A 14,025-nucleotide genomic window follows, 5' to 3' on the forward strand; every position below is an offset into this window, starting at 1 on the left:
CCCGGATGGTGGTTTCGAACGCTACCTACGGTGGGGTAGGTTTCCGCGCGTGCTGTACCGCGCGCGCCCCCTTCTGCTCGCCCCCGTTCTCGCCGTGGTGCTCGTCGGTGCCCTGGCCGGGTGTTCGCTGCTCGGTCGCGACGACGCCGAGACGCCGGCCGCCCCTCCGCCGGCCGGCTCGGCGGCCGGCCAATCGACCCCCGAGGTCCCCACGACGGTCGCCCAGGGGCAGGTCAGTCTGCTCCAACGCCTCGGAGCGGACGCTCCGCTGCGCACCCTGAGCGTCGAGCGGGACGGCTCGTGGCAGTGCCTCGACTGCGCCGGTGACGGGGTCACCTCCCGCGGCCGGCTGGCGCCGGAGCAGACCGAGCGGCTGCAGGTGCTGCTCGCCGACCCCCGGCTCGCCGAGGAGACCGACCAGGCCCGGCGGTACCGGACCACCTGCATCGACGCGCTCACGTCGAGCCTGCTTACCTCGTCCGGGCTGATCTCCTCGCAGGACTGCCCGGGTGAGGAGCGCCCGCCGGTGGCCGGCGAGATCCTGTTGCTGCTCACCCAGGCCACGCCCGCCGAGGTCAAGGGCTGAGCGCAGCCCGTCAGAGCACCTTGCCGGGGTTGAGCAGACCGGCCGGGTCCAGCGCCGACTTGATCGCCTGGTGCACCCGGACGCCGACCGGGCCGATCTCCCGCGCCAACCACTCCCGCTTGAGCAGGCCCACGCCGTGCTCGCCGGTGCAGGTGCCGCCCAGGTCCAGACCGAGGCGCATGATCTCGTCGAACGCCCGCCGACCTCGCTGCACGCTCTCCGGGTCGGCCCGGTCGACGACGATGTTCGGATGCATGTTGCCGTCCCCGGCGTGCCCCACCACGCCGATCGGCACCTCGCACTCCGCCGCGATCCGGGCCACCCCGTCGAGCAGCGCGGCGAGCGCACCGCGCGGCACGGCCACGTCGTCGATCACCAGGCCGCCGCTGCCTCCGGGGTGGGTGTCGGCGGCGAACTTCTCCATCGCGGGATGGGCCAGTCGACGGGCCTGCAACAACGCCGCCGCCTCCAGCGCGTCGGTGGCCGCGTAGACCTCCTCGGCGCCGGCCGCCTCGCACACCTGCGCCACGGCGGCCAGGTCGTCGGCGGCCCGGTCACCGGTGTCGGCGGCGGCCAGCAGCAGGGCCTGCGCGTCGGTCCGCAGGCCCATCGGCCGGTACGCCTCGATCGCCCGCAGGTGGGTCTGGTCCAGCAACTCCAACAGGCTGGGGGTGAGGCCCCGCGCGGCGATCTGGGCCACCGCCGTGCCCGCCGCCGCGGTGGATCCGAAGACCGCCACCAGGGTCAACGAGTCGGCCGGGGCGGGCCGTAGCGCCACGGTCACCTCGGTGATCACGCCGAGGGTGCCCTCCGAGCCGACGAAGAGCCGCGTCAGGTCGTAGCCCGCCACCCCCTTGGCGGTGCGCCGGCCGGTGCGCAGCACCTCCCCGGAGGCGAGCACCACCTCCAGGCCCAGCACGTACTCGGTGGTCACGCCGTACTTCACGCAGCACATGCCGCCCGCGTTGGTGGCCACGTTGCCGCCGATCGTGGACGACTCCCAGGAGCCGGGATCCGGCGGGTACCAGAGGCCCTGCTTCGCGACCGCCGCCGCGAGCGCGGCGTTGACGACGCCCGGCTGGACGACCGCGATGCGGCTCACCGGGTCGATCTCCCGGATCTCGTCCATCGCGACGGTGCTGAGCACCACCGAGCCGTCCACCGCGTTCGCCGCGCCGGCCAGCCCGGTTCGCGCGCCCTGCGGCACGACCGGTACGCCGTGGCGGGCCGCCGCGCGGACCACCGCGACCACCTGCTCGGTGGTCCGGGGACGGGTCACCACGAGGGGTACGCCGGCGGCGCAGAGGTCGGCCTCGTCGCGCTGGTGCCCGCGCAGCAGGTCCGGGTCGGTGAGCACGGCGTTCTCGCCCAGGGCGGCGCGCAGGTCGTCGAGGAGTCCGGTGGGGGCCATGCCGCCGAGGCTAAGCCGTGTGTCAGCGGTCATCAACGCGGGTTAGCTTTGGCGACATGCTCTACCTGGACCGGCCTGCCTGGCCGTGGCGCGGTCGGCTCTGGTCGCACCTGATCAGCGATGTCTCCTACGCCGAGTTGCACGCCTTCGCGGAGGCCTTGGGCGCACCCCGACGCGCTTTCGACCGGGACCACTACGACATTCCGGCCGATCGGTTCGCGGCGGCGGTGTGGCTCGGCGCCCGGGTGGTGCCGAGCCGGGAACTGGTCCGGCTGCTGCGCGACGCCGGGCTGCGCCGCCCGAAGCACCTCAGCGGTTCGCCGGCCCGGTGAGAGTTACCAGCTCACGACGAAGATTGTCGCGGGCCGAGGCCTCCCACCGTTGCGCCAGCGGCGGCAGCCGGAACAGCGCGGGCAGTTCCAGCAGCCCGGTGAGAACGCGGGCCCGACCGGTGCGGAAGGCCGGGTCGGGCACGTGCGCGTACTCCCGTCGGATGGCCGCCGCGTAGCGGTCGTAGGCGGCCGGCGGGCCGGCCAGCACGGCGAGGTCGGCGTCGCAGAGCAGCGCGCCGTCGTCGTCGTCCGCCGTCACCCGGTGCCCGGCGGTGAGCAGGACCAGCCGACGGACCTCGGCCACCGCGGGTTCGGGTACCCCGAGCCCGGTGAGCAGGCTCCCGGCCAGTTCCGCGCTGTCCCGTTCGTTGGCGTCACCGGCGGCCCGGGGGTCGTAGACCGCGTCGTGGCACCACGCTGCCAACCGGACCAGGTCCGGCCGTTCGGCCAGCCCGGCATGGCGGTCCACCACATCGAGTACGGCGGCCAGGTGCGTGACGGTGTGGTACTGCCGGTGCGGCTCCCGCCAGCGGGCGAGCAGCCGCTCACCGGCCAGAGTCGCGTGCTCGTCGGTTTCCGCGCCGGCGGCGCGGACCGCCGCCCGCCACCGTTCCAGCAGATCGGCCACCGTCCGAGTCTGCCGCATTCGTCCGCACCGCGCGCCGGCGGGAGGATTCAGCGGGTCTGCCACGGGTAGTCGCGCCCATGGCGGTGGCCCGGGACAAGAGACCTCCGACGGTGCGGCGTGTGCCGCTGCGCGACGGACTGGTGGACGTCGACGGAGCGCGTATCGCCGAGGCCACCGAGCAACTCAAGCATCGCAGCCGGGCCACCCTGCACGACCGGCTGCACCGGGTGCGGATGGCCGGTGGGCTCGCCGTCCAGGCCGGGTTGGCGGCCGGCCTGGCGTACCTCGTCTCGCACAAGGTGCTCGGCAACCCGCAGCCGGTCTTCGCGCCGATCTCCGCGGTCGGCACCCTGGCCGCGTCGGTGGGTCAGCGGTTCCGCCGGACCGTGGAGCTGATCGTCGGGGTGGGCGTCGGGGTGGCCGTCGGCGATCTGCTGATCTACTTCCTCGGCACCGGCGCGTGGCAGCTCGGTCTGGTGGTCACCGTGGCGATCCTGCTCACCATCTTCGCCGGGGCGAGCGTGGCCATCGTCATCCAGGCGGCGGCCACGGCGGTGCTGATCGTGACGCTGAGCCCGTCCACCCAGAATCTGGAGATCCCCCGCTTCGTCGACGCGTTCCTCGGCGGCGGCGTCGCGTTGCTGGTGACGGCGGTGCTGCTGCCGTTGAACCCGCTCCGGGTGATCAACCGGGCCGCCCGGCCGGCGCTGGACCTGCTCGCGGCGCAGCTCGACGCCACCGCCGACGGCCTGCGCTCCGGGGACCGCGCCACCATCCAGCGGGCGCTGGAACGGCTGCGCAACAACAAGGACGAGCTGGCCACCCTGAGCGAGGCGATCGAGGGCGCCAAGGAGACCGCCACCCTGTCGCCGGCCCGCTGGCACCGCCGGGACGAACTCGTCCACTACGCGGAGGCGGCCGACCCGATCGACCGGGCGATGCGCAACTCCGGCACCCTGATCCGCCGGTCCGTCACCCTGATCGAGGACGACGAGCCGGTGCCCGACCCCATGCCGGACGCGATCGGCCACCTCGCCGAGTCGGTCCGGCTGCTCAAACACGAGTTCGCGGCGGGGGAGGAGCCGCAGAAGGCGCGGGAGCGGTCGCTGCGGGCCGTCAGCGAGGCCGGCCGCGCGTACGGGGAGGGGGTGGGCTTCTCCGGCAGCGTCGTGATCGCCCAGATCCGCACCACGGCCAGTGACCTGCTGGTGGCCTCCGGCATTGAGCAGGAGGAGGCGAACCGCTGCATCCGCACCTCCTTCGGGGACCAGGAGCGGCCGGTGGGTGAGCCCGCCGAGCCGGGCGACGCGCCGAAGCCACCCACCGCCCCGCCAGTCGGCTGAGAACGCGCCTCAGGCCAGCTCGGCGAGCGCCGCAAGGAGCCGGTCCACCTGGGCGGCGGTGCTGCCCAGACCGATGCTGGCACGCAGCGCGGTCGGCGGCAGATCCCTCCGGCCGGTACGCGAGGCAGCCTCGTCGAGCAGCCGCCGGGCCAGCGGGTGGGCGCAGAACAACCCGTCCCGTACGCCGATGTGGTGCTCGGCGGCGAGCCGGGCGGCCACCGTGGCCGAGTCCTGGCCGGCGACCACGAACGACACGATGCCGACCCGGGGCGCGTCCGGGCCGAAGGTCCGCAACTCCACGACGTGCGGCAGGGCCGCGAGGCCGGCGCGGAGCCGGGCCAGCAACGCCTGCTCGCGGGCGGCGAGCGCGACCCGGTCGGCGTCGGTCAACGCCGCGCACACCGCCGCCAGCGCCACCGCGCCGAGCAGGTTGGGGGTGCCGCCCTCGTGCCGGGCCGGACCGGTCGCCCAGGTCACGTCGTGGGTGGCCGGCCCGACGTGGCTGGTGGCCCCGCCACCGGCGAGGTACGGCGGGGCCGCGTCCAGCCAGTCCGCCCGGCCGACGAGCACACCCGCGCCGAACGGGGCGTACAGCTTGTGGCCGGAGACGGCCAGGTAGTCCACGTCGAGCGTGCGCCTGTCGACCGGGACGTGCGGGGCGAGCTGCGCCGCGTCGAGGACGATCCGGGCGCCGTGCCGGTGGGCCACCCGGGCCAGTTCGGCGACCGGCCACAGCTCACCGGTCACGTTGCTCGCCCCGGTCACCGCGACCAGCACCGGCAGCGCGGGGTTGCTGTCGCGGCGCAGTTCGGTCAGCGCGGCGGCGAGATCGCGTACCGCCCCGGCCGGGTTGGCGGGTACCGGCAGGCGTACCGAGCCGCGCGGCCAGGGCAGCAGGTTCGCGTGGTGCTCACCGGCGAAGGTGACCACCGTCGTGCCGGCCGGCAACGACCGGGCCAGCAGGTTGAGCGCGTCCGTGGTGTTGCGGGTGAAGACCACGTGGTCATCGGCGCCCGCGCCGAGGAAGTCGCCGACGGTCTGCCGGGCCCGCTCGTAGGCCAGCGTGCAGCGCCGCGACAGCGCTCCCGCGCCCCGGTGCACGCTGGCGTACCAGGGCAGCAGTTCGGTGACCGCGTCGGCCGCGGCCCGCGCGCACGGCGCGGTGGCCGCGTAGTCGAGGTTGATCTCGCCGGGCACGCCCAGCACGTCGAGCGCCGCCGACGGCGGGGACGCGAGAGCGGGCAGGCTGGGCAGCGAGGGTACGAGGGTGACGGACACGCCGGAACCTCCGGGGTCAGGGACCCCGGGTATGGCATCGGGACGGGGTCCGCGCTTGCCCAGCACGCCGATCGGGCTGGGCCCGGTCATCACCCGGGGCACCCCACCGCGAACTCGACGAGGGTTGCCGGCCAGCAAGCCGGGGCTTGACGCTGGCGCTCGTGACCTGCCGGCAGCATAGCGGCTGTGGATGCGACCGGACCAGCCGGCGGGGGATGGCTACGCTGACCGCATGGCCGACACCCCGCCCGGTGCACCCCTGCCGTCGCCGCCGCACCCGCCCGCGGTTCCGCCCGCCGGCACGTCACCCGGGATGCCGCCGCGCCGCTTCGGCTGGCTGCGGTTCCTGGTGCTGGCCGGGGTGGTGCTGCTCATCGCCGCGTGCGCGGTCTTCATGGTCGTCCGCCTCGGTCAGTCGCTCGGCCTCGACGCGCTGCTCATCGGGGTGGGCGCCGCGATCCTGCCGGTTCCGGTGCTGGTCGCCTGCTTCCTCTGGCTCGACCGGTACGAACCGGAACCCCTGAAATACCTGGTCTTCTGCTTCGCCTGGGGGGCGTTCGTCTCCACCGCCGCCTCGCTGAACGTGAACGAGTTCGCCGCCGGACGATTCGCCGACTGGGGGCTGCCGGACGCGCTGACCGGCGTACTGGTGGCGCCGTTCATCGAGGAGTTGACCAAGGCGCTCGGCCCGATCCTGCTGCTGGTGTTCCGCCGCCGGGAGTGGTCCGGGATCACCGACGGCCTGGTCTACTGCGGGCTCTCCGCGGTCGGCTTCGCCATGGTGGAGAACATCCTCTACCTGGGCGGGTACGGCTACGCGGCCGGTGCCGACCGGTACGGCCCGGCGACCGGCACCCAACAGGTGATCGCCATCTTCATCGTGCGGATCCTCCTGTTCGGGTTCGCCCATCCCCTCTTCACCTCGATGACCGGCGTGGGGCTCGGCGTGGCCTCCCGGAGCGCCGACCGGCGGGTCCGGGTGCTGGCCCCGATCGCCGGCCTGCTGCTCGCGATGATGCTGCACGGCACGTGGAACCTGCTGCCGACGCTCACCCAGGCCACCGGCGAGGCCGTGATCATGCTGTACGGCTTCCTGGGCCTGATGGTGCCGGTGTTCTTCGGCGTGGTCGGGCTGGCCGTGTGGCTGCGCGCCTGGGAAGGGCGGCTCACCGAACGGACGCTGCCGGACTACGTACGCGCCGGCTGGTTGAGCCCACCGGAGGTGGCCGCCCTGAGCAGCCTGGGTCGTCGGCACGCCGCCCGGAGCTGGGCACGCCGCGTCGGCGGCGACGCCGGTGCGCGTGCCATGCGCGGGTACCAGCTCGCTGCGACGCGGCTGGCCCTGCTGCGGGACGGGACGCTGCGCGGTCTGGACCGTAAGCCGTCCGACCGGGAACGGACCGCCGTCGAGGAGCGGCAGCTCCTGGAGGCGATCACCGCGTACCGGTCGTACTTCGTGGGCCGCGACCCGCAGGCCCCGGTCGGTGTCTGGGACGGTAGCCAGTACCACCTGCGCTTTCCGGACGGCACGCAGCGATCGGTGTCCGCGCCCGACGAGCCGGTGGTGCCCATTCCGGTGGTGCTCGCCCCGCCGCCCCCGGTCGGCAACTATCCGCCGCCCGGTTGGCACGGCCTGCGCCCCGCCGCGCCGTGGCCGCCCGGTAACGCCTGAGCGCGGGCGGGCGGTCTCGCGGCGCGGCCGGCGGGGTCAGGTCATCAGGGTGGTGAGGAAGTCGCCGAGTCCCTGGGCCATGGCGATCAACGCCGCCCCGATCCCCTTGAACAACTGCGCCGCGCCGTCCGGCCGGAACGCCATGAAGTAGATCAGGAACGCGACGCTGCCCCAGGTCAGCAGTTTCTTCACGAATACCGGCATCGTCCCTCCCCAGGGCAACGGTCGCCGGCTGGCTTCCCGTCGTACGGTCCGACAAACGAAGCGGTCGGGCCCGGGGCGGGGCGGCTACAGGTAGAGGCCGGTGGGGTCGTTCTCGATCCGCTCGGCGGCCACGGCGTGCACGTCGCGCTCGCGCAGCAGCACGTACCCGCGGCCGTGCAGCTCGACCTCGGAGCGGTCGTCGGGGTCGAAGAGCACCCGGTCGCCGGAGACGATGGCGCGGACGTTCGGCCCCACACCCACGGCGGTGGCCCACGCGAGGCGCTTGCCGACCGCTGCGGTCGCCGGGATGACGATTCCTGCGGTGGAGCGACGCTCGCCCTCGCTGCCCTCCATCCGCACCAGCACGCGGTCGTGCAGCAGGCGGATCGGCAGGCCGGAGTCGAGATCCTGGTCGGCGGTCACGGGGCAGACGCTACCGTGTCGCAGCTGACCGGCCGCCGGTGGTTACGCCCATGGTCGTGCGGGCATTGTGTGGCGGAACTGCCCTACGGTGTCGGGAACGGACGTATGCTGTCCGACCTGTCGCCGTGGGCGGACGACTCTTCTGCCAGGAGGTGCGCTTGAGCCGCTTCGAGCGGGTACGCGGGCGGCTGCGCCGCGCCTACCAGTCAGAAAAGAAGTCGGTACGCGCCGCCCAGGAGACCCCGAGCGACGCGCCGGAGACGCCCGGCATCGCCTCGCCGGCCGTCCCCGGGCCGGCCGCCCCGGCGCAGGCCACGGTCGTCGGCGCGGAGCCCCCGGTGGACCTGCACAGCTCGACGTCCAGCCGGGACGACGCCGACGTGCCGCACGGCCTGCGGATCGCCGCCGCCTGGTGCTGGCGGCTGATCGTGATCGGTGTGGTGGCCTGGGCGCTGCTCCGGATCGTCGGCACGGTCCGGATCGTGATCATCCCGTTGGCCATCGCGTTGCTGCTCTCGGCGTTGCTCGCGCCGGCCGTGGGTTGGCTGTTGCGGGCCCGGCTGCCCCGTTCGCTGGCGACGGCCGTGGTGCTGGTCGGCGGTCTGGCGGCGGTCATCGGCACGCTCACCCTGGTGGTCAACGAGTTCATCCGGGGCGTTCCGGAGCTGAGCCAGAAGTCTTCCGAGGGCGTCCGGCAGATCCAGAACTGGCTGAAGACGGGCCCGTTGCACCTGTCCGACACCCAGCTCGACCGGTACATCGACGAGGCGCAGGGCTGGATCAACGACAACACCTCGAAGTTCACCAGCGGCGCGCTGAGCACCGCGGCGACGCTGGCGGAGGTGCTGACCGGCACGCTGTTGGTGCTGTTCGCGACGTTCTTCTTCCTGCGCGACGGCAACAAGATCTGGCGTTTCGTCGTCCGGCTGCTGCCGGTGGCCGCCCGCTGGAAGGTCGACGACGCCGGCCGGGCCGCCTGGCAGACCCTCGTCGCGTACGTCCGCGCGACCGTGCTGGTCGCCTTCATCGACGCCGTCGGCATCGGCATCTTCCTGGTCATCTTCGACGTGCCGTTCGCCTTCCCGCTGGCCGCCCTGGTGTTCCTCGGCGCGTTCATCCCGATCGTCGGTGCGGCGCTCTCCGGCGGTGTCGCCGTGCTGGTGGCGCTTGTCGACAGCGGCCCGGTCACCGCGCTGATCATCCTGGGCGCCGTGATCGGTGTGCAGCAGGTCGAGGGGCACGTGCTCCAGCCCATCATCATGGGCCGGGCGGTGGCCATCCACCCGCTCGCGGTGATCATTGGGATCGCGGCCGGCGTGGTGCTCGCGGGCATCACCGGCGCGCTGGTCTCCGTCCCACTGATCGCGGTGCTGAACACCGCGGTACGCCGCCTCGTCGCCCGGACGGTCCCCGACACCCCGCCCGACGCCGTGGTCGTCGCCTCGCAGGCCCCCTGACCGCCCGCCCCCACCCCCGGACTCCGCGATCTTGCACTTTCGGTGGTGACAATAGGGCCCAAAAGCACCATATCGGCAACCGAAACTGCAAGATCGGCGCGGAGTTCGGGGCCCGAGTCCGGGGCGCGGGCTTTTACGTGGTGGCCAGGCGTTTCAGGGCGCCGCGGGCCACCTCGGGGCGGGTCGTGTACCAGAACGGGGGCAGGGAACGGCGCAGGAAGGGTCCGTAGCCTCGGGCGGTCTCCAGGCGTGAGTCGAGCACCGCGACGACCCCCTTGTCGCCGGTGGCTCGGATCAGCCGGCCCACGCCCTGCGCGAGGCGTACCGCGGCGATCGGCACGCTGACGGCGGCGAACCCGGAGCCGCCGCCCGCGTCCACGGCGGCGGCGCGGGCCGCCGCGAGCGGCTCGTCGGGCCGGGGGAAGGGCAGCCGGTCGATGACCACGAGCTGGCAGGCGTCGCCCGGCACGTCCACCCCCTGCCAGAGCGACATCACCCCGAACAGGCAGCTCGACCGCTCCTCGCGGAACCGGCGGACCAGCAGCGGCAGCGCCTCCTCGCCCTGCAACAACACCGGCAGGTCGGTCCGCGCGCGCAGCAGCTCCGCCGCCTGCGTCGCGGCCCGCCGGGAGGAGAAGAGCCCCAGAGTACGACCACCGAGCGCCTCGACGAGCCCGAGCAGCTCCTCACCGGCCGCGTCGGGCAGCCCGGAGACGCTGGGCCGGGGCAGGTGCGCGGCGACGTACAGGATGCCCTGCCGTGCGTAGTCGAACGGCGAGCCCACGTCGAGCGAGCGCCAGCCCGGCCCCTCGGTCGCCGGGATGGTGGTGGCGTCGGCCAGCCGGCGGCCCGGTGCCTCAGCGGCCGGGCGACCCGCGCCGGTGCGGGCGGCCTGCGCGGCGGCGGCGGGCGACGCCGGAACCGGCGGCGCGTCCAGGCCGAGGGCGCGGGCCACCGTGTCGAACCGACCGCCGAGCGCCAGGGTGGCCGAGGTGGCGACCACGGTGCGTTCGTCGTACAGGTGGGCGGCGAGGGTGCCGGCGACCGACAGCGGTGCGACCACCAGTGCCCGTCGGTTGCCGCTGTCGTTCTTCTCCACCCAGGCCACGTCGTGGTCGGCCTCTTCGAGGAGCCGTTGGGCGGTGGTGGAGAGGTCGTCCATCGCGGCCTTGGCCTGCTGCTTGCGCACCGGATCCGGGTCGTCGGACTTGATGTCGCCGATGGCGTCCAGGGCGGCGCGGGTGGCCGAGTCGAGCAGGGTGCACGCCTCGCGCAACGGGGTCGGCAGACCGGCGGTGAGGCGACCGGCCGGCGCCTCGGCCAGCCCGACGGCGAGGGCGTCACCGGCGGCGACGAGCGCGTCGGCCGTCTCCGGGCGCAGCAGCGGGCGGGCCCGCCGGGTGGACCGGTCGATCATCTCCGGCACCAGCTCGGCCTGGGCGGCGGAGGAGACGCGGTCGGCCAGCTCGTGCGCCTCGTCGACGATCAGCAGCTTGTGCGGCGGGACGATGTGCCGCTCGGCCAGCATGTCCACCGCGAGGAGGCTGTGGTTGGTCACCACGATGTCGGCCTCGCGGGCGCGGGCCCGGGACGCCTCGGCGAAGCACTCCGCGCCGAACGGGCAGCGGGTCGCGCCGACGCACTCCCGCGACGGCATGGAGACCAGCCGCCACGCCTGGTCGTCGACGCCCGGGTCCAGCTCGTCGCGGTCGCCGGTGTCGGTCTTCTCGGCCCAGTCACGCAGGCGCTCGATCTGCTTGCCCAGCCGGCCGGCCTCGCCGAGCCACTTGGTGCCGCCACCGGGGCGGGTGGCCGGGGCGTCGAAGAGGGTGTCCTCCGGCTCGTCGGCGGTGGAGTTGTCCAGTCGGGCCAGGCAGAGATAGTGGTGGCGACCCTTGAGCACCGCGAACGTGGGCCGGCGGCCGAGCAGCGGCTCGACCGCGTCGGCCAGTCGGGGAAGGTCGTGGTCGACGAGTTGGGACTGCAACGCCAGCGTGGCCGTGGAGACCACCACCGGGCCGTCCACGGTGAGGGCCGGCGCGAGATAGGCCAGTGACTTGCCGGTGCCGGTGCCGGCCTGCACGAGCAGGTGCTCGCCGCTGGTCACGCAATCCTCGATGGCGGTGGTCATCTGCTGCTGGCCGGGCCGCGCGGTGCCGCCGGGGACCGCGCCGACCGCCGCCGCGAGCAGCTCCGTGCCGCTGGGCCGGGCGCCCCGCCGCCGGCCTGCGCCACGGGCCGAGGGGGTGGCGGAACCGGTGGCGGTGCGGGGCGGAGTCACCGTGCGACGGTACCCGTCGCCGCCGACACCGACCGCGCCCATCCGCCCGCGTGGCGCGTACCCGCCGTCGGCTCCGCCGGCCGGCGCCGTCCGGTTACGGCGGCACTACGACGTGTGGGCGCTATCGGTTAGGGTGCGAATCATGCCGAGCGACGTGGTCCGAGTGATCTACCGCAAGTACGACGGCAGCGCCCACCGCGACTACCCGGCCCGCCGCCTCGCCGAGGACGACCTCGGCGTCTGGCTCGGCGTCCCGTTCGGCACCGAGTCGGTCTACCACGGCCGGCCGTCGGTGGAGAAGATCCCCTTCGTCCTGCTGGTGCCGCACCACGCCTGGTGGACGTGCATGTTCAACCCCCCGCCGCGCACCAGCGAGGTCTACTGCGACATCGCCACTCCGGCCCGTTGGGAGTCCGACGACACCGTCCACCTGATCGATCTCGACCTGGACGTGGTCCGCCGGCGGGCCACCGGCGTGGTGGAGCTGCTGGACGAGGACGAGTTCGCCGAGCACCGGGCCCGCTTCGGCTACCCGGACGACGTGGTGGTCGAGGCCGAGGCGGCGGCCCGGTGGTTGTACGGCGCTCTCGGCGACGGCACCGAACCGTTCGCCACCTCGTACCGTAAGTGGTTGGCCCTGGTGGTCTGAGCCGGCGCGTCGGGCTCGCCGGGCGGATGGCGCGCGGGTGGGCGATGATCCTCAGATGAGCGAATCCCGGCAGGAGCAGGGCGGTCGGATCGTGACGCCGCGCGGTGGGTCCGTGCGGGATCTGTTGCGGGTCACCGCTCCGGTGGATCTCGCCGCGATCGATCCCCGGTCCACGCCCGGCCTGCCGGCCGCCGAGGAGATGGGCGAACGCCGCAAGACCTGGGCCCGCGCGCAGGTGGAGCTGATCGGCGAGGAGTTGGGCCGCCAGCAGGAGATGCTGTTCGCGATGGCGAAGGCCGGGTCGACGCGTCCCGCGCACCGGGTGCTGCTGGTGCTCCAGGCGATGGACTGCGGTGGCAAGGACGGCACGATCAAGCGGGTGGCGGGCGCTATGAACCCGCTGGGCCTGCACATCCGCTCGTTCGGGCCGCCGACCGAGGAGGAGTTGCAACACGACTTCCTGTGGCGGATCCGCCGGGAGTTGCCGCCTGCGGGGTACGTGGGCATGTTCAACCGGTCGCACTACGAGGACGTGCTGATCGCCCGGGTCGGCGCGTTGGTGCCGGAGGCGATCTGGCGGGCCCGGTACGACGAGATCAACTCCTTCGAGCGGGAGTTGACCGAGGATGGCGTGACCGTGATCAAGGTGATGCTGCACATCTCGTACGCCGAGCAGGGCGAGCGGCTGCTGGAACGGCTCACGGACCCGCGTAAGCACTGGAAGTACAACCCGTCGGACGTCGACTCCCGGTCGCACTGGGACGACTACCAGGCCGCGTACGCCGAGGCCCTGAGCCGGTGTGGCACGGACGCCGCGCCGTGGTTCGTGGTGCCGGCGGACCGTAAGTGGTACCGGGACTGGGCGGTGGCCCATCTGCTGAAGGAGACGTTCGACACGCTCCGGCTGGGGTATCCGCCTGCCGATTTCGACGTGGCGCACGAGCGCGAGCGGTTGGCTGCTGGGGGAGCGGGGACGGCTGGGACGCCCGAGATGAACACTAGGTGAACGAGCGGTGAATGTGGTCCGACCAGGGGTGGGCCGGCGAATTTGCGGATCTGGCGTTTCCTAGCATTCACCGAGCGGACGCCCACGGACGCCGCCACCCTTCCACCGACGCGACGAGGTCTGTGCTGTGAAGTTTTCCTTCCGCCCCACCGAGGGCGCCTTCTACGAGCTCTTCACCAGGGCCGCGCAGAACCTGGTCCGGGGCACCACGCTGCTGAACGAACTGGCCCTGCCCGGTGTCGACGTGCAGTCGGTCAGCGAGCGACTGACCGAGGTCGAGCACGACAGCGACCAGATCACGCATGATCTTTACAAGAAGATCAACTCGACCTTCATCACGCCCTTCGACCGGGAGGACATCTACCGGCTCGGCTCGCTGCTCGACGACGTGATGGACCACCTGGAGGCGGTCGGCGACCTGCTCTACCTGTACGGGCTCACCGAGCTGCCGGCGCTGCCCCGCGAACTGCACGAGATGGTCAACGTGCTCGACCAGCAGGCCAAGCTGACGGCCGAGGCGATGCCCCGGCTGCAGTCGATGAAGGATCTCGAGGACTACTGGATCGAGTGCAACCGGCTGGAGAACGAGGGCGACCGGATCAACCGGCAGCTCCTCGTCCGGCTCTTCTCCGGCGAGTACGACGCGTTGACGGTGCTGAAGATGAAGGAGGTCGCCGACGAGTTGGAAGCCGCCTGCGACGCCTTCGAGCACGTGGCCAACACGGTCGAGACCATCGCGGTCAAGGAGTCCTGAA

The 14,025-nt window shown here is 73.1% G+C and carries 14 protein-coding genes and 1 riboswitch; of the genes, 8 read left to right on the plus strand and 6 right to left on the minus strand.

Annotated features, from left to right (window positions below; genetic code table 11):
* Window positions 1–49: 49 nt before the first annotated feature.
* Window positions 50–586: a hypothetical protein gene (locus AB0J36_RS03745; RefSeq protein WP_357128949.1), complete on the plus strand. Its 537-nt coding sequence runs from the start codon at window positions 50–52 to the stop codon at window positions 584–586.
* A gap of 10 nt (window positions 587–596) precedes the next feature.
* Here AB0J36_RS03745 and AB0J36_RS03750 read toward each other — a convergent pair whose 3' ends face one another.
* On the minus strand, window positions 597–1,997 hold the full coding sequence (locus tag AB0J36_RS03750; protein ID WP_357172433.1) for an FAD-linked oxidase C-terminal domain-containing protein: 1,401 nt from the start codon (window positions 1,995–1,997) through the stop codon (window positions 597–599).
* A 56-nt stretch (window positions 1,998–2,053) separates the two neighbouring features.
* On the opposite strand from AB0J36_RS03750, the gene AB0J36_RS03755 reads away from it, so the two are divergent.
* Window positions 2,054–2,329 carry a DUF4031 domain-containing protein gene (locus AB0J36_RS03755; protein WP_357128955.1) on the plus strand — a complete coding sequence of 92 codons (276 nt, stop codon included), beginning with the start codon at window positions 2,054–2,056 and terminating at the stop codon, window positions 2,327–2,329.
* Here the strand turns inward: AB0J36_RS03755 and AB0J36_RS03760 are convergent.
* Window positions 2,307–2,957, minus strand: a complete 651-nt coding sequence (locus AB0J36_RS03760) for a metal-dependent phosphohydrolase (protein ID WP_363660094.1) — start codon at window positions 2,955–2,957, stop codon at window positions 2,307–2,309. The genes AB0J36_RS03755 and AB0J36_RS03760 overlap by 23 nt on opposite strands.
* A gap of 140 nt (window positions 2,958–3,097) precedes the next feature.
* Here AB0J36_RS03760 and AB0J36_RS03765 point away from each other — a divergent pair, with 140 nt between their 5' ends.
* A complete protein-coding gene (locus tag AB0J36_RS03765) occupies window positions 3,098–4,300 on the plus strand; it encodes an FUSC family protein (protein WP_357129244.1) in 1,203 nt (400 codons plus the stop codon).
* Window positions 4,301–4,309: 9 nt separating this feature from the next.
* Here the strand turns inward: AB0J36_RS03765 and AB0J36_RS03770 are convergent, their stop codons facing one another.
* Window positions 4,310–5,554, minus strand: a complete 1,245-nt coding sequence (locus AB0J36_RS03770) for an aminotransferase class V-fold PLP-dependent enzyme (RefSeq protein ID WP_357129248.1) — start codon at window positions 5,552–5,554, stop codon at window positions 4,310–4,312.
* Window positions 5,555–5,624: 70 nt separating this feature from the next.
* A riboswitch (SAM riboswitch) is annotated at window positions 5,625–5,745 on the minus strand.
* 23 nt (window positions 5,746–5,768) lie between these two features.
* Between AB0J36_RS03770 and AB0J36_RS03775 the strand changes: the two genes are divergently transcribed.
* On the plus strand, window positions 5,769–7,250 hold the full coding sequence (locus AB0J36_RS03775; protein ID WP_357128960.1) for a PrsW family intramembrane metalloprotease: 1,482 nt from the start codon (window positions 5,769–5,771) through the stop codon (window positions 7,248–7,250).
* Between the two features lie 36 nt (window positions 7,251–7,286).
* Here AB0J36_RS03775 and AB0J36_RS03780 read toward each other — a convergent pair whose 3' ends face one another.
* On the minus strand, window positions 7,287–7,454 hold the full coding sequence (locus tag AB0J36_RS03780; protein WP_355050889.1) for a hypothetical protein: 168 nt from the start codon (window positions 7,452–7,454) through the stop codon (window positions 7,287–7,289).
* An 84-nt stretch (window positions 7,455–7,538) separates the two neighbouring features.
* Window positions 7,539–7,877, minus strand: coding sequence for a co-chaperone GroES (locus tag AB0J36_RS03785; RefSeq protein WP_357128963.1), 339 nt, complete (start codon window positions 7,875–7,877; stop codon window positions 7,539–7,541).
* A 158-nt stretch (window positions 7,878–8,035) separates the two neighbouring features.
* Here AB0J36_RS03785 and AB0J36_RS03790 point away from each other — a divergent pair, with 158 nt between their 5' ends.
* Window positions 8,036–9,334, plus strand: a complete 1,299-nt coding sequence (locus AB0J36_RS03790) for an AI-2E family transporter (RefSeq protein ID WP_363660095.1) — start codon at window positions 8,036–8,038, stop codon at window positions 9,332–9,334.
* Window positions 9,335–9,467: 133 nt separating this feature from the next.
* Here AB0J36_RS03790 and AB0J36_RS03795 read toward each other — a convergent pair whose 3' ends face one another.
* Window positions 9,468–11,657, minus strand: coding sequence for an ATP-dependent DNA helicase (locus tag AB0J36_RS03795; protein WP_363660096.1), 2,190 nt, complete (start codon window positions 11,655–11,657; stop codon window positions 9,468–9,470).
* 100 nt (window positions 11,658–11,757) lie between these two features.
* On the opposite strand from AB0J36_RS03795, the gene AB0J36_RS03800 reads away from it, so the two are divergent.
* From AB0J36_RS03800 to AB0J36_RS03810, 3 genes are all read left to right on the plus strand, one after another.
* A complete protein-coding gene (locus AB0J36_RS03800; protein WP_357128972.1) occupies window positions 11,758–12,264 on the plus strand; it encodes a DUF402 domain-containing protein in 507 nt (168 codons plus the stop codon).
* Between the two features lie 55 nt (window positions 12,265–12,319).
* The gene (locus tag AB0J36_RS03805; RefSeq protein ID WP_357128975.1) at window positions 12,320–13,270 is read left to right on the plus strand and encodes a PPK2 family polyphosphate kinase; all 951 of its coding nucleotides are present in this window, start codon (window positions 12,320–12,322) and stop codon (window positions 13,268–13,270) included.
* A 127-nt stretch (window positions 13,271–13,397) separates the two neighbouring features.
* Window positions 13,398–14,024 carry a DUF47 family protein gene (locus AB0J36_RS03810; protein ID WP_355050883.1) on the plus strand — a complete coding sequence of 209 codons (627 nt, stop codon included), beginning with the start codon at window positions 13,398–13,400 and terminating at the stop codon, window positions 14,022–14,024.
* Window position 14,025 lies beyond the last annotated feature (1 nt).

Origin of the sequence: Micromonospora sp. NPDC049662 (assembly GCF_040675055.1) — a bacterium.
Classification (GTDB): Bacteria; Actinomycetota; Actinomycetes; order Mycobacteriales; family Micromonosporaceae; genus Micromonospora.